Source organism: Saccharopolyspora karakumensis, assembly GCF_004349225.1.
Taxonomy (GTDB): domain Bacteria; phylum Actinomycetota; class Actinomycetes; order Mycobacteriales; family Pseudonocardiaceae; genus Saccharopolyspora; species Saccharopolyspora endophytica.
Window position 1 is genome coordinate 1 of record NZ_SMLA01000079.1, and the last position, 21,132, is coordinate 21,132.

The window sequence follows — 21,132 nt, forward strand, 5'->3', positions numbered from 1 at the left end:
TGAGAAGGTCGCGCGTCTGCACCTGGACGCGTTGGGCGTGAAGCTGACCAAGCTGACCAAGGAACAGGCCGCCTACATCGGCGTCGACGTCGAGGGCCCCTACAAGCCCGAGCACTACCGCTACTGAGCAACCAGCCGTGAGTCTCCTGGTCTCCCACCACTCCCGGGAGGCTCACGGCTGGCCGTGTCCCGCGCAGGCGTAGCGGTGGAAGGTCATGCCGCCGTCAAAACGCCTGTGCTCGACGAGGTTCAGCGGCACCCGGGCCTTCGACGGGAAGATCCGGGTGCCGCCGCCCACCAGCATCGGCGCGGTGTAGATCTGGACCTCGTCCACCAGTCCCGCGTCCAGGGCCTGGCCGCCCAGCACCGCGCCACCGATCAGCAGGTCCTCCGCGCAGGACTCCTTGAGGCTCCGGACCGAATCCGGGTCGAACTCCCGCATCAACCGGGTTCGCGTCGTCGAGACACCGGCCAGGGTGCGCGAGAAGACGATCTTCTCCGCCTTGCGCCACAGGTGCGCGAAGTCCTCCATCAGCGGGCCCTCCGCGGTGAAATCGCCTGTCTCCCAAGCGATCATCTCCTCGTACATGCGTCGCCCGTAGAGGTAGGTGCCCGCGTCGCGCTCCCGGTCGTTGATGAACGCGAACACCTCGTCGCTGGGAACGGCCCAGTCGTAGCGACCCTCGGCGTCGTTCAGGTAGCCGTCGAGCGAACCGATCGCGGAGTAGATCAGCTTCGCCATGCGCACCTCCTCGTGCAGCCCGGTGGCCCATCGTGCCCGAACCGCACCCCGGTGCGCACCCGGCGTCACCGGGTTCGGGCAGCCGGGACCGGGGTGCGCGCGGTCGAGCCGCGCACGAGCAGCTCGCTGGGGAAGCAGTCCCTGCGGGTCGCGAGGTCGCGGTCACCGATGCGTTCCAGCAGTCGCGACACCGCCGCGCGGGCCATCTCCGCGATCGGCTGGCGGACCGTGGTGATGTCGTAGGAGTCCCAGGCGGTCAGCGCGATGTCGTCGTAGCCGATCACCCACACGTCCTCCGGGACGCGGCTGCCCAGCGACACCGCGCCGTCCACGGCACCCAGCGCCGTCAGGTCGTTGGCGCAGAACACCGCCGTCGGCGGGTCGGCGCGGTCCAGCAGGCCGCGCATCGCCGAGCGGGCGACGTCGTGCGCGAAACCACCTGGCGCGCTGAGGTATTCGGACAACGGGTGGCCGAGCTCGGCGAGGCGTTCGCGGAACCCCTGCTCGCGGTGCCGGGCGGTGCTCGGCAGTTCGGGGCCGCGCAGGAAGCCGATGCGGGTGTGCCCGGTGGCCACCAGGTAGTCGGCGACCGCGCGTCCGCCCGCGACGTTGTCGGTGGTGACCTGGTCGCAGTCGAGCTCGTCGAGCCCGCGGTGCAGCAGCACGATCGGCTCGGCGCGGGCGACCGCGTCGCTCAGCTGCGGCGTCGCCTCGGTCACGGTGGTGAAGATCAGTCCGTCCACCGTTCCCTCGTCGAGTGATTCCAGGGCGCCCGAACCGTCCGGGCCGTTCCACAGCACCATGCGCTGACCGGCCGCGTCGAGAGCCTCGGAGACGGCTTCCAGCAGCTGCGGGTAGAAGGGGTTGGTGATGTCGGCGACGACGACGCCGACCGTCGCGGTGCGACGGGTGCGCATCGTCCGAGCGGCGGCGTGCGGCCGGTAGCCGGCCTCCCGCATCGCCGCCAGCACGCGTTCCCGGGTCTGCGGGGCGACCTTGCCGTTGTCCTGCAGGACGCGGGACACGGTCATCTGCGACACGCCTGCCAGCCGTGCCACGTCCCGGCTCGTGACCACCGGGCACCTCCTTCGCAATCTGCATCGAGGAAGGCCATCCTACGGGGTTTACGTAAACATCCGCGCCCTCTATGGTCCGTGTGTACGTAAACATCCTGGGAGGGATCCATGACGTTCGCGCTGAAGCGGGCCGAGCAGACCTCGGCCGCCACCACGACCTCGCTGCCCGACGTGCAGGAGAAGGTCGCCGCGATCATCGCCGACATCCGTGCGCGCGGTGACCAGGCCGTGCGGGAGTGCTCCGCCCGCTTCGACAAGTGGGAGCCGGAGGCCTTCCGGCTCACCCGGGCGCAGATCAGCGAGATCATGGCCAGGGTGCCCGAGCAGGTCGTCGCCGACATCGAGTTCGTCCAGCAGCAGGTGCGCGGTTTCGCCGAGAAGCAGCTCGAATCGATGCGGGAGATCGAGGTCGAGACGCTGCCGGGCGTGCACCTGGGGCACAAGCACATCCCGGTCGCGGCGGCCGGCGCCTACGTGCCGGGCGGGCGCTACCCGCTGCTGGCCTCGGCGCACATGACGATCCTGACCGCCAAGGCCGCCGGGGTGCCGCGGGTCATCGCCTGCACGCCGCCGATCCGCGGCGAGGTCCCCGACGCGACGGTCGCCGCGATGCACCTGGCCGGTGCCGACGAGATCTACCTGCTCGGCGGGGTGCAGGCCGTGGTCAGCATGGCGCTGGGCACCGAGACCATCGAGCCGGTCGACATGCTCGCCGGGCCGGGCAACGCCTTCGTCGCCGAGGCCAAGCGGCAGCTCTACGGCGAGATCGGCATCGACCTGTTCGCCGGCCCGACGGAGGTGCTCGTCGTCGCCGACGACAGCGCCGACCCGTTCGTCGTCGCCGTCGACCTGCTCAGCCAGGCCGAACACGGACCCGATTCGCCCGCGGTGCTGATCACCACCTCGGAATCGCTGGGGCGCAGGGTCATCGAGCACATCGACGCGCTGCTGCCGGAGATGCCCACCCGCGACAACGCCGAACCGGCCTGGCGCGACCACGGCGAGGTGCACGTCGTCGCCGACCTCGACGAGGCCTACCGGCTCGCCGACACCTACGCCAGCGAGCACGTGCAGATCCTCACCGAACAGCCCCGCGAAGCCCTGGAGAAGATGCGCAACTACGGCGCGCTGTTCCTGGGGGAGGGGACCTGCGTGTCCTACGGCGACAAGGTGATCGGCACCAACCACGTGCTCCCGACGCGAGGCGCCGCCCGCTACACCGGTGGTCTGTGGGTCGGCAAGTACCTCAAGACCGTCACCTACCAGGAAATCACCGACCCGGCGGCCAGCGCGGACCTCGGCGAGGTCTGCGGCCGGGCGGCGCGAGTCGAGCTCTTCGAGGGCCACGCCCGGTCCGGAGACGTCCGAGCCGCCAAGCACGGAACGGCCGACCTCCCCTGGGCGCCGAACGCCCTGGCCCGTCCCTGAACGCGAAACCGAAAGGCACACCGACGATGTCGGTCAACGCAACGACGCGTGCCCCGAGCGAGTCCGCGTCGCGCACGCTGGTCTCCAGCACCATCGGCAGCATCATCGAGTGGTACGACTTCACCATCTACGGCACCGCTGCCGCGCTGATCTTCAACCGGCTCTTCTTCACCGAGCTCTCCCCGGCGGCCGGGACGCTGGCGGCCTTCGGCACCTTCGCCGCGGGTTTCATCGCCCGGCCCCTGGGAGGTTTCGTCGCGGGCCACTACGGCGACAAGCTCGGGCGCAAGGCGACGCTGGTGATGACGCTGACGCTCATGGGCGGTGCCACGACCCTGATCGGTCTGCTGCCCACCTACCAGCAGATCGGCATCGCGGCCCCCGCGTTGCTGGTGCTGCTGCGGCTGGTGCAGGGGTTCGCCGTCGGCGGCGAGTGGGGCGGTGCGGTGCTGATGGCCGTCGAGCACGCCCCGGACGGTCGCCGCGGCCGCTACGGCGCCTGGCCGCAAACCGGTGTCTCGGCCGGTCTGCTGCTGGGCACCGGGGCGTTCAGCATCGTCTCCCTGCTGCCTGAGTCGCAGCTGATCGCGTGGGGCTGGCGGATCCCGTTCCTGCTGAGCGTCGTGCTGGCGCTGGTCGGGCTCTACATCCGGTTCCGCATCAGCGAGCCGGAGTCCTTCACCGCGAGCCGCCCGGCGAAGCGGCCGCTGGTGGAGGTGCTGCGCACCCATCCCCGCGAGATCTTGATCGCGGTGGGCGTGCGCTTCGCCGAAGGCGGCAACTACTACGTGTTCACGGTGTTCATCCTGACCTACATCACCGAGCACCTGGGGTTGCCCAAGCAGGCGGGCCTGACCGGGGTGATGCTGGCCGCGGCGATCAACATCGTCGCCGTGCCGCTGTGGGGCGCGCTGTCGGACCGGATCGGCCGCAAGCCGGTGTTCATCGCCGGAGCGGTGTTCATGGCGCTGTACGCGTGGCCGTTCTTCTGGCTGGTCGACACCCGCTCGCCGGTGCTGATCGCGGTGGCGCTGGTGATCGCCCTGGCCGTTCCGCACGCGGCGGTGTTCGCGCCGATCGCGGCCTTCTACGTGGAGCTGTTCGAGCCGCAGCTCCGCTACAGCGGGCTGTCGATCGGCTACCAGATGGGCAGCGTCCTGCTGGGCGGCTTCACGCCGCTACTGGCCACCAGCCTCATCCTCTGGTCAGGTGGGCAGTCCTGGAGCGTGGCGGTCCTGGTCGCGGCCGGGGCGCTCATCGCCGCGGCCGCGATGAGGACGGCACCGGAGACCCACCGGAAGTCCCTCACCGAACCGGCGTCCTGACCAGGCCGTCCCGAGGGTGGCGTTCGGCGGAGCGCCACCCTCGGGTGCGGGTGGGGCCAGCGGGTGAAGACGCCGATCCCGTCGGACACCTGGCGTTGTTCGCCGTCGGAGGGCGCGTTTCCGGCGGTGGCGTGCATGATCGCGATCACCACATCAGTCGGTGGGCAGCGGCGGGCGCTGTTGGAAAGAGCGGACGAGGCCCGCGGGTCCCGCCGGACTCCGGGTCGCGCTGTTACCGCGGTCGGCTCAACGGGGATGGGCCGGCTCGGGCCTTGATCTGGCAGCCGGGTTTGGGCAAGCTTGAGCCCGCACAACGGGCGGTCGGGGGCCTGGCGGGACGCGCCGGGTATGCGTCCGAGAGGAATGATGCGGACGCCCTGTGGAGGCCGGAGAGATGCTCACCCCTGATGACGTGCGGAATGTCGTCTTCGGCCGGGCTTGGCGCAGAGAACGCGGATACGACGAGGCCGAGGTCGACCACTTCCTCGGACGGGTCGAGGCGACGCTGCGCGGCAAGCAGCTGGTGACCGCTCGTGACGTGCTGACCGCCAAGTTCAGCCCGCGTCGGCGTGGCGGTCGCGCCTACAAGAAGGCCCAGGTCGACGAGTTCCTGGACAAGGTCGCGCTCACGCTGATGAAGCTCGAAGTGCGGGCCGACGAGCGTCGCAAGTCCCGCCCGGCGGAGGAACCCGAACCCGCGCGCAAGCCCGCCGAGAACGGCGAGGAGCCCGCTGAAGAACCGCTGCCGAAGCGGCCCGCGCCCGAATCGGCCCCGGCGGTCGAGGTCGCTCCCACGGCGACGCCGTCCGAGCAGTTCCGCGGTCTGCAACCGGCGACCTCGCAGAGCTCGGCGCTGGACAAGGCCGAGGTCGACGCCTTCATGGACCGGGTGCAGGCCACCCTGCGGGGCATCGACCACCTCACGCCCAACGACGTGCTCAACGCCCAGTTCCACCCGCCGGCTCCGGGGATGCCGGGCTACGACGAGGCGGGCGTGCTCGCGTTCCTGGTGATGGTGTCCTCCAGCATCCGCAACATCAGCCGCAACACCGGCACCACCATGCGCCCGGTGACGGCCGCGGGCACGGGCGCGCACCCGGTGGCCTCGACGGGCACGACCATGCGTCCGGTGACGGCGACCGGCGCGAACATGCAGCCGGTCACGGCGACGGGAACGAACATGCGCCCGGTGAGCACGCCGGCGACGGGCACGGGCACCGACCTGCCCCCGATCGCCGCCCAGACCGGCGCGTTCCCGGCGCACATCGGGGACAACCGACCGGCCCGGCAGCGGATGATCCCCGGACGCCGCCGCCCGCCGACGCGCTGAAACCACCGGTGCGCGCCACCGGGGTCCGGTAGCGTTACCGTCCGTGAACGGCGATCGCGCGAAGAAGCTTGTGCGGCACTGGGACAAGTCCGCGCCCTCTTACGACGGCGTCATGGCTCGCTTCGACCGCTACCTGGCGGGCGACAGCAGGCAGTGGGTCTGCTCCCGGGTTCGCGGTGAGGTGCTGGAAGTCGCCATCGGGACCGGCCTGAACCTGCCGCTCTACCCGGCGGGCACACCCCTGACCGGGATCGAGTGGAGTCCCGCGATGCTGCGACTGGCTCGGCAGCGGCGCGATGCGCTCGGCCTGGACGTCGAGCTGCGGGAGGGCGACGCGCGCTCGTTGCAGTTCCCCGACGGCGCGTTCGACACCGTGGTGTGCACGTTCTCGCTGTGCGCCATACCGGATCACGAGCAGGCGATCGCCGAGATGCACCGGGTCCTGCGGCCCGGCGGGCGGCTGCTGCTGGCCGATCACGTGGTGAGCACCGCGTGGCCGGTCCGGCTGATCCAGCGCGCCGCCGAGGTGGTGACGGTGCCGACGGGCGGCGAGCACTTCCGCCGCCGCCCCTCGCGGCACCTGCGGGCCGCGGGCTTCGAGGTGCAGGAGTCCGAGCGGTTCAAGCTCGGAATCATCGAGCGCCTCGTCGCGGCCAAGCGCGCCTGAATCAGCTCGACGCGACCGCCTTGATCACCGCGTCCTGGAAGACGGGCAGATCATCGGGATTGCGGCTGGTGATCAGGTTGCCGTCGACGACGACCTGCTGGTCGGTGACCTCGCCTCCGGCGTTGCGGATGTCGGTGCGGATGCTGGGGAACGACGTCAGCTGCCGTCCCTTCACCACATCGGCCTCGACCAGCGTCCACGGGCCGTGGCAGATGGCGCCCACGGGTTTGCCCGCGTTGACGAAATCGCGCACGAACGACACCGCGGTCCCGTCGCGGCGCAGCTGATCGGGGTTGATGGTGCCGCCCGGCAGCACGAGCGCGTCGTAGTCGGTCACCGAGACCCGGGCGACCTCGCGGTCGACCGGGAAGCGGTCGCCCTTGTCGATGTCACCGTTCATCGCCTGGATCTCCCCGGCGTGCGGCGACACCACCTCGACCTGCCCGCCCGCGCGTTCGATCGCGTCGCGCGGTCCCTCGAGCTCGACCTGCTCCACGCCGTCGGTGGCCAGGATGGCGACCTTGCGGCCGCTGAGTTCGTCAGCCATGGTTGAACCTCCGTTCACGGGTATCGCTCGGTGAGGTACCCCGAGCGGAGGTGTCCCAAACGCGTCCACTCAGGACGCCTCAGCCGGCGATCTCGGCCTTCCACGCGTCCTTCTGCTCGTCGGTGGCGAAGCAGGCGTCGAACGAGTTGCGCGCCAGCGTCTGCAGCTGCACCTCGGTGAGTCCCAGCTCGCTGCGCAAGGCCGCGAAGTTGTCGTCGACGTAGCCGCCGAAGTACGCCGGGTCGTCGCTGTTGACGCAGGCCAGCAGGCCCGCGTCCAGCATCGCCGGAAGCACGTGGTCGGTGAGCTTGTCGACGGTCCGCAAGGCCACATTGGACAGCGGGCAGACCGTCAGCGGGATCTGCTCGTCGCGCAGCCGCGCCACCAGCTCCGGGTCCTCCATGGCGCGGATGCCGTGGTCGATGCGCTCGACGCCGAGGACGTCCAGGGCGTCGCGCACGTAGTCCGGTCCGCCCTCCTCGCCGGCGTGGGCGACGCGGTGCAGGCCCTCGGCCGCCGCGCGCTGGTAGACCTCGGCGAACGGTGCCGGCGGGTGTCCGACCTCGGCGGAGTCCAGGCCCACGCCGATGAAGCGCTCCCGGTAGGGCAGCGCCAGCCGCAGCGTCTCGGCCGCGGCCTCGGGACCCAGGTCGCGCAGGAAGCACAGGATGAGGTCGGTGGACACCGGGGAGTCGCGCAGCGCTCCGGTGATGCCCTCGAACACCGCGCCGATCGGGACGTCGTTGCCCAGATGGACCTGCGGGTCGAAGAAGATCTCCGCCCGTCGCACCCCGGCGCGGTCCGCGCGAGCCAGGTAGGCGCTGGTCAGGTCGTAGAAGTCCTGGTCGGTGCGCAGCACCGGCAGGTTCGCGTAGTAGAGGTCCAGGAACGACTGCAGATCGCTGAAGTCGTACTTCGCCCGGAGCTCGTCGAGGTCGCTGGTCGGCAGCGCGTGCCCGTTGCGCTGGGCCAGCTCGACCAGCATCTCCGGTTCGAGCGTCCCCTCGATGTGAATGTGCAGTTCCGCAGTCGGCAACATGTGAATTCCTCCCCGGGACAAACCTACCGGGGCTCGTCGGTGCCCAGCGGTGCGCCCGGGGGAGTGGGTTCGCCGACGATCTCGGTGCAGGTCAGCCCGTCGGAGTCGGCCGGTGCGCCGGTGAGCTCGCGCGCCTCGCGCTGGCCGACGGCGCTGCAGGGCACGAACCGACCGTCCACCAGCAGCGGGCGGCGGATCTCGCCGAGCGCGCCGTAGGCCAGCACGTTCGCCGCCGGACCGGTGTCGAGCTCGACGCGCTCGGGACCGCGCAACCGCACCAGCCGGTAGCGCTCGCCTCGGCCCTCGCACTCGTCGAGAACCCGCCGCTGCTCGGCCGTGGCCAGCCACACCGCGTGGTGCTCGACGACGCCGGGAGCCGAGACGAGCACGGCCGGCCGCTGACCGTCGCGAGCGCGCACCCCGGAGGCCCACACCGCGGACAGGCCCGTGCAGGTGGCGCGCAGCACCACGACCGGGCCTCGGAGGCCGAGCTCGGAACGCAGCCAGGTGATCTTGCTCGGGCAGACGTTGGAACCGTAGGCCAGCACCGGCCACCGGGCCGCCAGCGGCTCGGCGCCCGCGCCGGTCAGGAACTCGTCCAGGCAACCCGCGCCCACCCGCCAGCCCGAGGGCAGCGAGGAGTCAGGCGTCAGGCACCACCCGGTTCCGTCCAGGTGCAGGTAGGAGTGGGCGGGACGCGCACCGGGGTAGGGATCGGCGGGGAACTCCTCGTCGCGGAACGTCGCGGCGCCCAAGGTGTTGACCACGGTCACCGCCCCAACATGCCCACCGCGGACGGCTCCGCGCAACCCGATCGGGCGTCTAGGGTGCCGGGCACGCCGCCGTTCGTCGAGGAGGACGAAGATGGTCGAGACAGTGCGCGGACAGGTTCCGGACGATCAGCTGGGCACGGTGCTCATGCACGAGCACGTCTTCGTGCTCAACGAGGAGATCCGCCGCAACTACCCCGAGTTCTGGGACGAGGAGGAGCGGGTCGCCGACGCGATCGAGCGCCTGCGCGAGCTGGCTTCGCGCGGTGTCGACACCATCGTCGACCCGACGGTCATCGGACTCGGGCGCGACGTCGAGCGCGTCGCGCGCATCAACGCCGAGGTCGACCTCAACATCATCGCCGCCACCGGCCTCTACACCTACGACTCGGTGCCGTTCTTCTTCCGCCTGCACGGACCCGGGACGCCGCTCGGCGGCGACGAGATGATGGTCCGGATGTTCGTCAAGGACATCACCGAGGGCATCGCGGACACCGGTGTCAAGGCCGCGTTCCTCAAGTGCGCCATCGAGGAGGAGCTCACCCCGGGCGTGGAGCGCGTGCTCAACGCCGTCGCCGAGGCGCACCTGCGGACCGGTGCGCCGATCACCGTGCACACCAGCCCCGGCCATCGCACCGGCCTTGTCGCCCAGGAGGTGTTGCGGCGCAACGGAGTTGACCTCGGAAGGGTCGTGATCGGGCACAGCGGCGACACCACCGACACCGACTACCTGCGGGAGCTCATCGACAACGGTTCCTACATCGGCATGGACCGCTTCGGGATGGACGTCCTGCTGCCCACCGACGAGCGGGTGGCCACCATCGCCGAGCTCGCGGGCGGCGGCCTGGCCGATCGGATGGTGCTGGCCCACGACGCGTCCTGCCACATCGACTGGTTCCCGTCGGGGGTGGCCGAGCAGGCCATGCCGAACTGGCGTTACACCCACATCCACGACGTGGTGCTCCCGGCGCTGCGCGAAGCGGGGGTCACCGAGGAGCAGGTGACGACGATGCTGGTGGACAACCCGCGTCGCTACTTCGGTTGAGCCGGCGGGCGTTTACAAAGCGGGTGCCCTGACCTACTTTCGGATCGAGATCGTTCCGCAAAGGGGGGAAGATGGGCAGTCGCAGTGACCTGCCTGCGCACCGGAGGGCCGCGATCGCTGGTCTCGGCATGACCGAGATGGGCAAGGTCTACGGCCGCACCGCGCAGCAGTTCGCCGCTGAGGCGGTTCGCCGGGCCGTGGCCGACGCGGGGCTGCGGCTCGGCGACGTCGACGGCCTGCTGGTGTCCGCAGGACTGGCGGGCGGCGTCGACCTGAGCCTGCAGGACGACCTGGGGCTGGCGGACCTGCGGCTGCTCAGCCAGATGCAGTCGTTCGGCTCGACCGCCGGAGCGATGGTCCAGCACGCGGCGATGGCCGTCGAGGCGGGCATGGCCGACACCGTGGTCTGCGTGTTCGCCGACGCCCCGCTGCGCGAGGGGAGCTCGACCGGCGCGGCCTACGGGGCCGAGCGGTACTCGCCGAAGGGCTGGGGCGGGATGGTCGCCAGCAGCGGGTTCACCGGCCCCAACTCGTTCTACGCGCTGGCGGCGCGACGGCACATGCAGGCCTACGGCACCACCAGCAAGCAGCTCGGCCAGATCGCCGTGGCGCAGCGCGAGTGGGCCGCGATGAACCCGCTGGCCCGGTTCCGCGAGCCGATGGACATCGCCGACCACCAGGAGTCGCGGCTGGTCGCCGAACCCTTCCACCTGCTGGACTGCTGCCTGGTGTCCAACGGCGGCATCGCCGTCGTCGTCACCCGCGGCGACCGCGCCGCATCGCTGGCCCAGCCGCCGGTGTCGGTGCTCGGCTGGGCTCAAGCGCACCCCGGAGGCTCGCTGCGCCGCGACGACGACCTGGGGCTGGTCAGCGGCGCGGCCCAGGCGGGCCCGCAGGCGCTGCAGATGGCCGGGGTGTCGCTGGCCGACATCGACATCGCCCAGCTCTACGACTGCTACACCTTTACGGTGCTGCTGACCCTGGAGGACTACGGCTTCTGCGCCAAGGGCGAGGGCGGCGAGTTCGTCTCCACCCCAGGAGTGCTCGGGCCCGGCGGATCGCTGCCGCTCAACACCGGCGGCGGGCAGCTGTCCTCCTACTACATGTGGGGCATGACGCCGCTGTCGGAGGCGATCATCCAGGCTCGCGGTCAGGCCGGCGCCCGCCAGGTCCCCGACCACGAGCTCGTGCTCGTGTCGGGCAACGGCGGCATCTTCTCCCACCACAGCACCCTGGTGCTGTCCGCCTGAAAGAGGTTCCATGGCCCTCGTCCCGGTCGCCAGAGACCACGCCAGCGCGGAGTTCTTCGACGGAACCCGCCTGGGCGAACTCCGCCTTCCCCGCCGCTGCGACACCGGCGAGTACCTGAGCCCGCACACCCCGATCGCCCCGGACGACGACGTCGAGCAGGTCGCGGCGAGCGGCACCGGCCGGGTGGTGTCCTGGAGCGCGGTGCACCACAAACTCCCCGACGGCGGCGCGTTCCGGCTCGTCGTCGGCATCGTCGAGCTCGACGAAGGTCCCTGGTGGTGGACCCGGCTGGCCGAGGTCGACCCCGACGCCGACCTCAGCGACCTGCGGGTCCGGGTCGCCTTCGAACCCTCCGGGCCGGAACCGGAGAACGAGGTGATCCCGTACTTCCGCCCGGCGTGAGGTCGCGGTCCTGGGTGTCCACAATGGACGACAACGACCCGATCTCGGGTTGCTGCGCGCGAGTGGCTACCGTGCGGACGCAGGAGTGCTGGGGAGGAGCGTTGTGATCGGGATCGAGGACGTCGAAGCCGCTGCGGGTGTCATCGAGGGGCACGTGGTGCGCACGCCGACGGTGACCAGTCCGGGGCTGTCCGAGCTGCTCGGCGCACCGGTGACGGCGAAGCTGGAGCTGCTGCAGCGCACCGGGTCGTTCAAGGCCCGCGGTGCGGTGGCCAAGCTGCTGTCGCTGACCGAGGCGGAGCGCGCGGCCGGTGTGGTCGCGGTCAGCGGCGGCAACCACGGCATCGGCCTGGCGGTGATGGCCGGTGCTCTGCACGTCAAGGCGACCGTCGTCATGCCGCGCTCGGCGCCGGAGCGGGCCGTGGAGGTGGCCGAGTCCGCCGGGGCGACGGTCCGCCTGGCCGACGACATGGCCGGGGCGTTCGCGCTCACCGACCGGCTCCGGGCCGAGGGCAGCACGCTGGTGCACCCCTTCGACGATCCGGCGGTGATCGCCGCGCAGGGCACGGTCGGGCTCGAATTCGCCGAGGACGCGGGTGAGCTCACCGACGTGCTGGTCAGCATCGGCGGCGGCGGTCTCGTCTCGGGCGTGGCCACCGCGCTGCGCGCGAAGCGCCCCGGCGTGCGGATCTGGGGCGTGGAAACCGAGGGCGCCGAGGCGATGTCGGCCGCGCTGGCGGCGGGCGGCCCGGTGGCCGTCGAGCTGTCCTCGATCGTGTCGACCCTCAGCGCCCCGGCCGTCTCCGAACTGACCTACCAGCACGTTCGCGAGATGGTCGAGGACGTGCTGGTGGTACCCGATTCCGAAGCGGTGCAGGGAGTTCTGGACCTCGCCGGCCACGCGAAGCTGTGGGCCGAACCCGCCGCCGGCTGCCTGCTCCCGGCCGCCCGGCGGATCATCGGCGAGCACGAGGACGTCAAGCTCGGCCTCGTCGTCTGCGGCGGCAACGCCACCCCGGCCGACGTCATGGCCTGGGCCGAGCGCTTCCGGGGCTGAACGCGCGGTGCCCAGCCCCGGTGCTGGTCACTCCGAGCGGTGGATCACGCGCGCCGAGGTCTGGTCGCGGGCCAGCAGCAGGATCTGGTCGACGTTGACGTGCGGGGGACGGGTCGCCACCCACGAGACGGTCTCGGCGACGTCCTCCGGGGTGAGCGGGTTGGTGCCCTGGTAGACGGCGTCGGCCTTCTCCTGGTCGCCGCGGAAGCGGACCAGGCTGAACTCCGTCTGGACCAGGCCGGGGTCGATCTCGCACACCCGGATCGGCTGGCCGAACATCTCCAGCCGCAGCACGCGGGTCAGCGCCGCGACCGCGTGCTTGGCCGCGTTGTAACCGCCGCCGGTGGCGTAGGGCTCGCGACCCGCGACCGACCCGATGTTGATGACCTGCCCGTCACCGGACTCCAGCAGCTTCGGCAGCAGCGCGCGCGTCACCCGCAGGGTGCCCATCACGTTGGTCTCGTACATCCACTGCCAGTCCTCGTCCTTGGCCTCCAGGATGGCCTCGGAGCCGACCGCGCCGCCCGCGTTGTTCACCAGCAGGTCGCACCGCTCGACGGCGTCGGTGAACGCGTCCACCGAGGACTGGTCGGTGACGTCGAGCTCCAGGGCCAGGCCCCCGACGGAATCGGCGACCTCCTGCAACCGATCCAACCGGCGCGCGCCGAGCACCACGTCGAAGCCCGCCTCGGCCAGGGCCTTGGCGCTGGCCGCACCGATCCCGCTGCTGGCCCCGGTGACCACCGCCACCGGCGTTGGCTTGCCCATCGAAACTCCTCCTCGAACCTCAGCCGTCAGCGCTCAACCTAACTCGCCGAGGATCGGGTGACCGCGCAGGTGGCGATCACGCACCCTGGTCGTCGGGGTCGTACTTCGGGCGGGCGCGGAGGTGCGCCCGTTCGCCCTGCTTGCCGAACAGGCTCAGGAACTCCACGGCCTGGTCGTCGGCGGCGCCGAACCAGTGCGGGACCCGGGTGTCGAACTCGGCGGCCTCGCCGGGGGAGAGCACCACGTCGTGCTCGCCGAGCACCATGCGCAGCCGCCCGTTGAGGACGTAGAGCCACTCGTAGCCCTCGTGGGTCTGCGGATCGGGCTCGTTGCGGCCGCTCCCGGCCGGGAGGATCAGCTTGTAGGCCTGGATGCCGCCCGCGCGCCGGGTCAGCGGCAGCATCGTCAGGCCGCCCCGCTTGACCGGCCGCATGTGCACCCGCGGGTCGCCGGTGGGCGGGGCGTCGACGAGCTCGTCGAGCGTGACCCCGTGCGCCTTGGCCAGCGGAAGCAGCAGTTCGAGGGTCGGTTTGCGCGAGCCGGACTCCAGCCTCGACAGGGTGCTCACCGAGATCCCGGTGGCGTTCGAGAGGTCCGCGAGGGTCGTTTCCCGCTGCCGTCTCAGCGCCCGCAACCTCGGTCCTACGGCGTCCAACGCTTGCCCGAATTCCGCGTCCACCCACCCAGCTTGCCACTGCGGCAACCGGGATTGCCACTGCGCTCACCCGGGCGCACGAGCGCTAGTTCTAGTCGTTGTTGCGGTAGATCTCGTCGTAGCGGGAGGCCCGCTGCGCGCGGGCTTCGGCGTGGGCGGCTTCGCGCGTCGCCCGGCCGGTGCCGATGGGGAAGCCGTGCTTGTGCAGCCGGTACTCGCAGGTGTGCTCCATGTAGGACAGCGAGTACCACAGCGCGAGGATCACGCCGCCGAGCACCGACATCGCCCGGATCCACAGGGGGCCCGGCAGCAGCAGGAACAGCAGACCGGGGGAGATCTGGACGAGGCTGCGCGCGGTGTGCCGCAGCACCCAGGTCCCGCAGGTGACGTCGTGGAGCACCCACTCGCGGTGCCGTGCGGGCAGGCGGCCGCCGAAGGCGTACCAGATCCACAGCAGCGGATTCGGTCGCACGAGGCGGGCTTCCGGGTGTTGGCTCACGCCCCGATATTTAGCACACTAACTATTAGCGCGTGGCGGAAGGTGAGTAAGCTGACCCCGTGCAGAGTCCCGACCTGGGCGAAGACCCGCTCGCCCTCGACCGCCAGGTGTGCTTCGCGCTGTCGGTCGCCTCCCGCAACGTCATCTCGCTGTACCGGCCGCTGCTGGCGCCGATGAACCTCACGCACCCGCAGTACCTGGTGATGCTGGCGCTCTGGGAGCGCTCGCCGCGCTCGGTCACCGACCTCTGCGACGTCCTGCACGCCGATGCGGCCACGCTGTCGCCGCTGCTCAAGCGGCTGGAATCGGTGGGCTACGTGCTGCGCACCCGCAGCCGCAGCGATGAGCGCAGGCTGGAGGTCGCGCTGACCGAGGAGGGCGCGCGGCTGCGCGACGAAGCCGAGAAGATCCCTTACAAGATCGTCGAGACCTTGGGCGTGGAGCTCTCCGAGCTCGAAGAGCTCCACGTGGCCCTGACCAAGGTCATCTCGGCCAGCCGCCGGGCCCTGGACACCAGGTGACGATCACTTCCGGAACGGGCCGGTGATCTCGTAGGTGTAGCCGTCGGAGCTGCTACCGGCCGGTCCGCGCTGCGAGGAGAAGTACAGCCGGTCGCCCGCCGGGTTGAACGCCACGCCGCACAGCTCGGACTCGTCCTGGCCGACCACTCGCAGGAACGGCGCCACCACGTCGTCGGGCGTGATGATGCAGATCTCCATGTTGCCGCCGTCCTCGGCGACGTAGAGGTCTCCGGTCGCGGTGCCGGTGATGTTGTCGACACCGGTCAGCGGACCGTCCTGGGTGAGGTCGTCGTCGTAGGCGATGTTGAGCGCGTTGGCCACCGCGTCGTAGGCCCAGACGCGGTTGTCGCCCTTGGTGGTGAAGAAGCAGGTGCCGTTGCGGTAGTAGGCGCCCTCGCCGCCGTCGAAGACGCGCGCGGTGTCGACCTGGTGGCGGGTGCGCACCGTGGCGCCCGTCGGGTCCGGAACGTCGACCCAGGTCAGCGCACCGTCGGCCTCGGCGAGCACCTGCAGCGTGCCGGCCGACATGTCGCCCCAGGTGGTCGGCACGAAGCGGTAGAAGTTGCCGTCGGACTCGTCCTCGGTCAGGTAGACGACCTTGCGGTCCGGGTCGGCGGCAGCGGCCTCGTGCTTGAACCGGCCCATCGCGTCGCGGCGGACCGCCTCACCGCCCCACGGGTCGGTCTCGAAGACGTAGCCGCGGTCGGTCTCCTCGCAGGACAGCCAGGTGTTCCACGGAGTCGCGCCACCCGAGCAGTTCTGCGTGGTGCCGGTCAGGATCGGGTAGGCGCCGGTGATGGTGGCCGCGGCGTCGAAGCGCAGCGCGCTGACACCTCCGGTTCCCAGCGGGAGCTCGGAGTTGGACACGTAGATCCAGCCGTCGCCGTCGGCGAAGCAGGCGCCGCCGTCGGGTGCCCCGTGCCAGAGGTGGCCGGTCCCGGCGACGGTCTCGCCGGTGTGGGCGAGCACCCGGCTGGTGAAGTTCGCCGGCAGTTCGAGGCCGTTGGCGTCGGCGGTCTGCAGCGGGCCGTACGGGCTGGGGCCGGTCTGCGCGGGGTAGGCGATGGCCTCGCGGGTCACGCTGAAGCCGAACGCGACAGCGGCGCCGCCGGTGACGGCGGCGCGCAGGAAGGTGCGACGTTCCACGGTTTTTCCTCCGGTGCGCGGTGGGAATGGGTAGTGCTCGGGTACCGCGACGGTAGATCGGCGCGCGTGGACTGATCATCGCGAAAAGGATGAACAGTGCGTGTAGCGCGCGGTAACCGGTGGTTCCGCTGCGCCGTCCACAGAGGATCGAACTGCGGGATGACGTGCCTGGACGGGGAGTTCGGCTACGCGAACGGGAAAACCGGCATCCGGCGTTCGAGGAACGCGCCGACGCCTTCGGCGGTCTCGCCGGTCTTCACCGCGACGTCGTGCCAGTGCTCGGCCCGCTCGGTCAGCGGCGCGCCGCGTCCGGCCAGGTCCACCAGCTCCTTGGCCGCGCGCACGCTCAGCTGGGAGCGTCCGGCGATGGTCCCGGCCAGCTCGGCCACCCGCTCCGCCGGGTCGGCCACGACCTCGTCGACCAGTCGCATGGCCAAGGCGCGCGGCGCGTTGAAGAAGTCCGCGGAGAACAGCAGCAACTTCGCCGCCGACGGTCCGACCAGCTCGGTCAGCCGCGCGATGCTCGAAGGCGGGTACACCACGCCGAGCTTGGCCGGGGTGATGCCGAAGACGGCGGACTCGGTGGCGATGCGCAGATCGCAGGCCGCCGCCAGCTGGCAGCCGCCGCCGATGCACAGGCCGTTGATCAGCGCGATCGTCGGCAGCGGGCACTCCAGCAGCGCCCGCTCCGCCGGTTCGGTGGCGCTGCCCTCGGGGCCCTCGATCTCGTGCAGCTCGGAGATGTCGGCACCGGCGCAGAACGCGTCTCCGGCACCGGTGAGCACCACGACGCGGACCTCGGGGTCGGCGGTGGCCTCGGCGAGCAGTTCGGGCAGCCGACGCCACATGGCGGCGTTCATCGCGTTGCGCTTGCCGGCGTTGTCGATCGTGATCCGGGCCACGTTCTGATCGACTTCCAGTCGCAGTTCCCCGCTGCTCATGCCACCTCCGCGCCGTTGCCGCCCGCTGCCCGGCGGATCGTATCCGCTGATCGTCACCGGTGACCCCGGGTCGTGGCGGGGCTAACGGCAGGGCGGTCCTCACCTGATCGGGATCGACCGGGGCTCGCGACTAGCCTGTCCGTCGGCCGTGCGAAGAACGTGAAAACCAGTGAGGATCTCCGGAGATGTTCACGCGGAAGGATGGCGCACACATGGATGAGGAGACCCGCAGTCGCTTGGCGGAGATGCGCTCGCTGGCTGAGGAGCTGCACCCGGAGACGATCGAAGCCGAGATCGGCCGTGCGCGGGTGGAGGCGTACCAGGCGGGGATCAAGTTCGCCGCGGACTTCATCGAGCACGGTCCCAAGGAGCGCAGCCGCCCCGACACCGACATCCCGATGCCGCGCCGGTAGTGCCGGGGACCGCACCGGCACTGGGTTCGCCCCGCCGATGTGACCGCAGGTAGAGTGCCTGACCTGCGTGCGGGTACGGGGTGAAGGTGGGGTGCCGAAGATGGTCACGGGCAAGGTCGTCCGGTTCGACGAAGTGCGCGGATACGGGTTCGTGGCACCCGACGGCGGTGGTGAGGACGTCTTCATCCACGTCAACGACCTGACCTTCGACAAGCGGCTGGTCGCCCCCGGTGTGGTCGTCGAGTTCGACCCCGAGGACAGCGACCGCGGCCCCAAGGCCTCCAACGTCCACATCCTGCGCCAGTCCGCGGCGCCCGGCGAGCAGCCGCCGGAGGAGGAGCTCTTCGACGTGCTCTCGGCGAAGGAGTTCCACGAGACCGTCACCGAAGCGCTGCTGACCTCCGCGCCGACGATGACCGCCGAGCAGATCCTGCAGGTTCGCCAGAAGCTGACCCAGATCGCCGTCCGCCACGGCTGGGTCGACGCCTGAGCCTATCTGCGCGGCGAGCGCATCCACCTGGGCGCCATCGCTGATCGCCCGACTTGACCGAGTCAGACCGCCCGCCCCGACGGGCGGTCATGGCCGCTTCGGCGCAACCTGGGACGGACCCGTCCTGGTCGAGCCGGAGGTGGTCGGCGGTGCGAGCGGTACGCGTGCACGAGTACGAGCAGAAGCCTGTCGTCGAATCGGTCCCGGACCCCGAGGTCACCGGTCCCTGGGACGTGCTGGTGGAGATCAACGCGGCCGGGGTCTGCCGGACCGACCTGCACATCATCGAAGGCCAGTGGAAGGACAAGAGCGGCGTCGCGCTGCCCTACGTCATCGGCCACGAGAACGCCGGAACGGTCCGCGAGGTCGGCTCCGCCGTCAGCAACACCGCTCCCGGTGACCGCGTCATCCTGCACCCGCTGGTGACCTGCGGGCTCTGCCGAGCCTGCCGCTCCGGCGACGACGTGCACTGCGAGAACTCCAGCTTCCCCGGCATCAACGCCGACGGCGGCATGGCCGAGCTGATGCTCACCAACGCCCGCTCGGTGGTGCGCCTCGACGACGGTCTGCAACCCGCCGACGTCGCCGCGCTGGCCGACGCGGGGCTCACGGCCTACCACGCGGTGCGCAAGGCCGTGCCGCTGCTGCACGCGGGCACCCACGTGATCCTCATCGGCGCGGGCGGCCTCGGGCACATCGGTCTGCAGTCGCTGCTGGCCATGACGCCCGCCGAGATCACCGTCATCGACCGGTCGCAGGAGGCGCTGGACCTCGCCACGCAGCTCGGAGCCCACCACGCCGTGCTCGCCGACGGCTCTCAGGTCGCCACCGCGCTGGAGATCACCGCAGGTCAGGGTGCCCACGTGGTGCTCGACTTCGTCGGCGAAGGCGGTACCGAGTCCGAAGGCCTGGCGCTGACCAGGCAGGCGGGGTCCTACTTCGTCATCGGCTACGGCGGCAAGGTCGACATCCCCACCATCGACGTGATCTCCCGCGAGATCAACGTGATCGGCAACCTCGTCGGCTCCTACAACGACCTCGACGAGCTGATGGCGCTGACCGCGCGAGGCCAGGTCTCGCTGCGCACCCGCAAGTACGGGCTGGACGAGGCGCTCGACGCGCTCGCCGATCTCGACGCCGGCCGCATTCCGGGCGGTCGAGCGATTCTCGTGCCATAGGAAGGACGCGGACATGTACGTCAAGGGCGACGAGCAGTACTTCATCGTGGACGGGCACGTCCACTTCTGGGACGGCACGCCCGCCAACCAGGCCAACCGCTACGGCACCGGCTTCCTCAACTGCTTCTACGACTACCACTCCAACCTCAGCCCGGAGGAGCACAAGTGGTCGCTGGAGCACTTCCAGCTGCAGAGCGAGCAGGACGTGCTGCACGACCTGTTCGAGGTCGGCTACGTCGACAAGGCCATCTTCCAGCCGACCTACCTGACCGACTTCTTCGTCAACGGCTTCAACACGACCGAACGGGACGGCACGCTCGCCGAGAAGTACCCGGATCGCTTCATCGTCAACGGAAGCTGGGACCCGCGCGACGAGGAGGAGGGGCTGACGGCGCTGGAGCGGCAGGCGGAGCGCTGGAACCTGCGCGGCGTGAAGCTCTACACCGCCGAGTGGAAGGGCGCCTCCAAGGGCTGGAAGCTCTCCGACCCGTGGTCCTACCGGTACCTGGACAAGTGCCAGGAGCTGGGAATCCGCAACATCCACGTGCACAAGGGGCCGACGATCTACCCGCTCAACCGGGACGCCTTCGACGTCGCCGACGTCGACGACGCGGCCACCGAGTTCCCGGAGCTGAACTTCATCGTCGAGCACTGCGGACTGCCGCGGCTGGAGGACTTCTGCTGGATCGCCACGCAGGAGCCCAACGTCTACGGCGGTCTGGCGGTGGCGATGCCGTTCATCCACTCCCGGCCGCGCTACTTCGCCCGGATCATCGGTGAGCTGCTGTACTGGCTGGACGAGAACCGGCTGACCTTCGCCAGCGACTACGCGATCTGGACGCCGAAGTGGTTGATCGAGAAGTTCGTCGACTTCCAGATCCCGGAGGACATGCAGTCCGAGTACGGCGTGCTCACCCCGGACGTCAAGCGCAAGGTCCTGGGCCTGAACATCGCCGAGCTCTACGACATCGAGGTGCCGGTGCAGATCCCGTCCGCGCGGGAGGCGGTGGCCCGATGACCGCGGCTTCCGCTGTGGACACCGAGGTGGTGGTGCGGGCCCTGGGCTCGGTGGTCGATCCCGAGCTGGACCGGCCGATCACCGAGCTCGGGTTCGTCGCCCGGTGCGAGGTGCGCGGCGACGAGGTGGAGGTCGACCTGCGGCTGCCGACCTACTTCTGCGCGCCGAACTTCGCCTACCTGATGGTCGCCGACGCCCACGACGTGCTGAGCTCGTTGCCCGGGGTCGGCCGCGTCTCGGTGCGCCTGCTCGACCACTTCGCGGCCGAGGAGATCAACGCCGGCGTCGCGGCGGGGGAGGGCTTCGGCTCGGCGTTCCCCGGCCTCGCCGCCGGCGAACTCGACGAGCTCCGCGCGGTGTTCCTGCGCAAGGCCCACGCCGCGGAGCAGGAGCGCCTCGCCGGAATCCTGCTCAAGTCCGGGCGCACCCACGAAGACCTGACCGCCCTCACCCTCGCCGACCTCCCGGCCACGACGGCGCTCCGCCGCCTCCGCCGCCGCCTCGGCCTCCGCGACGACGACCGGGCACCCCTGCTCACCGACGACACCGGCACCCCGCTCACCCAGGCCGGCCTCCCGCTCCACCTGAGGATCGCCCGCACCACCCGCATCAGCATCGAAGCCAACCAAACCTGGTGCGAAGGCCTCCTCCACACCCGCTACCCCCACCCCCACTGACCGTCCCAGTGGAACTCCGACGCCGGATTTCAGTGGAACCCGGCACCTGACTTCAGTGGAACTTCGGACCCGGATTTCAGTGGAAGTCCGGGCAATGAATAAGTCAGTGGTGACGATGGGTTCAGTGGGGAGTGAAACCAATCGTTC

Annotated in this window: 25 protein-coding genes; 15 read left to right on the forward strand and 10 right to left on the reverse strand. The window is 70.5% G+C overall.

Annotation, left to right across the window (positions count from 1 at the left end):
* On the forward strand, positions 1 to 127 hold a 127-nt coding region (locus tag E1202_RS29110; RefSeq protein ID WP_132624608.1), incomplete at its 5' end, for an adenosylhomocysteinase.
* Positions 128 to 172: 45 nt separating this feature from the next.
* On the opposite strand, the gene E1202_RS29115 is transcribed toward E1202_RS29110, so the two are convergent.
* Positions 173 to 742 carry a dihydrofolate reductase family protein gene (locus E1202_RS29115; RefSeq protein WP_132686527.1) on the reverse strand — a complete coding sequence of 190 codons (570 nt, stop codon included), beginning with the start codon at positions 740 to 742 and terminating at the stop codon, positions 173 to 175.
* Between the two features lie 65 nt (positions 743 to 807).
* Positions 808 to 1,818, reverse strand: coding sequence for a LacI family DNA-binding transcriptional regulator (locus tag E1202_RS29120; protein ID WP_132686528.1), 1,011 nt, complete (start codon positions 1,816 to 1,818; stop codon positions 808 to 810).
* Between the two features lie 108 nt (positions 1,819 to 1,926).
* On the opposite strand from E1202_RS29120, the gene hisD reads away from it, so the two are divergent.
* The 4 genes from hisD (at position 1,927) to E1202_RS29140 (ending at position 6,568) form a co-directional block, all read left to right on the forward strand.
* On the forward strand, positions 1,927 to 3,246 hold the full coding sequence (hisD, locus tag E1202_RS29125; protein ID WP_132686529.1) for a histidinol dehydrogenase: 1,320 nt from the start codon (positions 1,927 to 1,929) through the stop codon (positions 3,244 to 3,246).
* Between the two features lie 26 nt (positions 3,247 to 3,272).
* The gene (locus tag E1202_RS29130; RefSeq protein ID WP_132686530.1) at positions 3,273 to 4,571 is read left to right on the forward strand and encodes an MFS transporter; all 1,299 of its coding nucleotides are present in this window, start codon (positions 3,273 to 3,275) and stop codon (positions 4,569 to 4,571) included.
* Positions 4,572 to 4,965: 394 nt separating this feature from the next.
* On the forward strand, positions 4,966 to 5,901 hold the full coding sequence (locus tag E1202_RS29135) for a DivIVA domain-containing protein (protein ID WP_132686531.1): 936 nt from the start codon (positions 4,966 to 4,968) through the stop codon (positions 5,899 to 5,901).
* Positions 5,902 to 5,944: 43 nt separating this feature from the next.
* Positions 5,945 to 6,568 (forward strand): class I SAM-dependent methyltransferase, encoded by a 624-nt coding sequence (locus E1202_RS29140; protein ID WP_235879095.1) that lies wholly within the window; start codon positions 5,945 to 5,947, stop codon positions 6,566 to 6,568.
* A gap of 1 nt (position 6,569) precedes the next feature.
* On the opposite strand, the gene E1202_RS29145 is transcribed toward E1202_RS29140, so the two are convergent.
* The 3 genes from E1202_RS29145 to E1202_RS29155 all read right to left on the reverse strand — a co-directional run bounded on the left by E1202_RS29145 (position 6,570) and on the right by E1202_RS29155 (position 8,927).
* On the reverse strand, positions 6,570 to 7,115 hold the full coding sequence (locus tag E1202_RS29145) for a type 1 glutamine amidotransferase domain-containing protein (RefSeq protein ID WP_132686532.1): 546 nt from the start codon (positions 7,113 to 7,115) through the stop codon (positions 6,570 to 6,572).
* Positions 7,116 to 7,194: 79 nt separating this feature from the next.
* Complete coding sequence (locus E1202_RS29150; RefSeq protein WP_132686533.1) at positions 7,195 to 8,154, reverse strand: adenosine deaminase; 960 nt, start codon at positions 8,152 to 8,154, stop codon at positions 7,195 to 7,197.
* Between the two features lie 23 nt (positions 8,155 to 8,177).
* A complete protein-coding gene (locus E1202_RS29155) occupies positions 8,178 to 8,927 on the reverse strand; it encodes a gamma-glutamylcyclotransferase (protein ID WP_235879096.1) in 750 nt (249 codons plus the stop codon).
* Between the two features lie 91 nt (positions 8,928 to 9,018).
* On the opposite strand from E1202_RS29155, the gene E1202_RS29160 reads away from it, so the two are divergent.
* The 4 genes from E1202_RS29160 to E1202_RS29175 all read left to right on the forward strand — a co-directional run bounded on the left by E1202_RS29160 (position 9,019) and on the right by E1202_RS29175 (position 12,679).
* The gene (locus tag E1202_RS29160) at positions 9,019 to 9,969 is read left to right on the forward strand and encodes a phosphotriesterase family protein (protein ID WP_132686534.1); all 951 of its coding nucleotides are present in this window, start codon (positions 9,019 to 9,021) and stop codon (positions 9,967 to 9,969) included.
* Positions 9,970 to 10,040: 71 nt separating this feature from the next.
* Complete coding sequence (locus tag E1202_RS29165; RefSeq protein ID WP_132686535.1) at positions 10,041 to 11,219, forward strand: thiolase family protein; 1,179 nt, start codon at positions 10,041 to 10,043, stop codon at positions 11,217 to 11,219.
* Between the two features lie 10 nt (positions 11,220 to 11,229).
* Complete coding sequence (locus E1202_RS29170; protein WP_132686536.1) at positions 11,230 to 11,622, forward strand: Zn-ribbon domain-containing OB-fold protein; 393 nt, start codon at positions 11,230 to 11,232, stop codon at positions 11,620 to 11,622.
* Between the two features lie 103 nt (positions 11,623 to 11,725).
* Positions 11,726 to 12,679: a threonine/serine dehydratase gene (locus tag E1202_RS29175; protein WP_132686537.1), complete on the forward strand. Its 954-nt coding sequence runs from the start codon at positions 11,726 to 11,728 to the stop codon at positions 12,677 to 12,679.
* A gap of 27 nt (positions 12,680 to 12,706) precedes the next feature.
* On the opposite strand, the gene E1202_RS29180 is transcribed toward E1202_RS29175, so the two are convergent.
* The 3 genes from E1202_RS29180 to E1202_RS29190 all read right to left on the reverse strand — a co-directional run bounded on the left by E1202_RS29180 (position 12,707) and on the right by E1202_RS29190 (position 14,601).
* Positions 12,707 to 13,447: an SDR family NAD(P)-dependent oxidoreductase gene (locus E1202_RS29180; RefSeq protein ID WP_132686538.1), complete on the reverse strand. Its 741-nt coding sequence runs from the start codon at positions 13,445 to 13,447 to the stop codon at positions 12,707 to 12,709.
* A 76-nt stretch (positions 13,448 to 13,523) separates the two neighbouring features.
* On the reverse strand, positions 13,524 to 14,126 hold the full coding sequence (locus E1202_RS29185; protein ID WP_132686539.1) for a helix-turn-helix domain-containing protein: 603 nt from the start codon (positions 14,124 to 14,126) through the stop codon (positions 13,524 to 13,526).
* Between the two features lie 67 nt (positions 14,127 to 14,193).
* A complete protein-coding gene (locus E1202_RS29190; protein ID WP_132686540.1) occupies positions 14,194 to 14,601 on the reverse strand; it encodes a DUF5313 family protein in 408 nt (135 codons plus the stop codon).
* A gap of 59 nt (positions 14,602 to 14,660) precedes the next feature.
* Between E1202_RS29190 and E1202_RS29195 the strand changes: the two genes are divergently transcribed.
* Entirely contained in the window at positions 14,661 to 15,122 is a 462-nt protein-coding gene (locus E1202_RS29195) for a MarR family winged helix-turn-helix transcriptional regulator (protein WP_132686541.1), read from the forward strand.
* Between the two features lie 3 nt (positions 15,123 to 15,125).
* On the opposite strand, the gene E1202_RS29200 is transcribed toward E1202_RS29195, so the two are convergent.
* Positions 15,126 to 16,268, reverse strand: a complete 1,143-nt coding sequence (locus tag E1202_RS29200; protein WP_132686542.1) for an alkaline phosphatase PhoX — start codon at positions 16,266 to 16,268, stop codon at positions 15,126 to 15,128.
* A 185-nt stretch (positions 16,269 to 16,453) separates the two neighbouring features.
* Positions 16,454 to 17,209: an enoyl-CoA hydratase/isomerase family protein gene (locus E1202_RS29205; protein ID WP_132686543.1), complete on the reverse strand. Its 756-nt coding sequence runs from the start codon at positions 17,207 to 17,209 to the stop codon at positions 16,454 to 16,456.
* A 212-nt stretch (positions 17,210 to 17,421) separates the two neighbouring features.
* Here E1202_RS29205 and E1202_RS29210 point away from each other — a divergent pair, with 212 nt between their 5' ends.
* From E1202_RS29210 to E1202_RS29230, 5 genes are all read left to right on the forward strand, one after another.
* Entirely contained in the window at positions 17,422 to 17,622 is a 201-nt protein-coding gene (locus E1202_RS29210) for a hypothetical protein (RefSeq protein ID WP_132679479.1), read from the forward strand.
* Between the two features lie 100 nt (positions 17,623 to 17,722).
* On the forward strand, positions 17,723 to 18,112 hold the full coding sequence (locus E1202_RS29215; RefSeq protein WP_132686549.1) for a cold-shock protein: 390 nt from the start codon (positions 17,723 to 17,725) through the stop codon (positions 18,110 to 18,112).
* A 149-nt stretch (positions 18,113 to 18,261) separates the two neighbouring features.
* Complete coding sequence (locus tag E1202_RS29220; RefSeq protein WP_132686544.1) at positions 18,262 to 19,290, forward strand: NAD(P)-dependent alcohol dehydrogenase; 1,029 nt, start codon at positions 18,262 to 18,264, stop codon at positions 19,288 to 19,290.
* 13 nt (positions 19,291 to 19,303) lie between these two features.
* Positions 19,304 to 20,308 carry an amidohydrolase family protein gene (locus tag E1202_RS29225; RefSeq protein ID WP_132686545.1) on the forward strand — a complete coding sequence of 335 codons (1,005 nt, stop codon included), beginning with the start codon at positions 19,304 to 19,306 and terminating at the stop codon, positions 20,306 to 20,308.
* The gene (locus E1202_RS29230; RefSeq protein ID WP_132686546.1) at positions 20,305 to 20,985 is read left to right on the forward strand and encodes an iron-sulfur cluster assembly protein; all 681 of its coding nucleotides are present in this window, start codon (positions 20,305 to 20,307) and stop codon (positions 20,983 to 20,985) included. The genes E1202_RS29225 and E1202_RS29230 overlap by 4 nt, the downstream gene beginning before the upstream one ends.
* Positions 20,986 to 21,132: the final 147 nt, after the last annotated feature.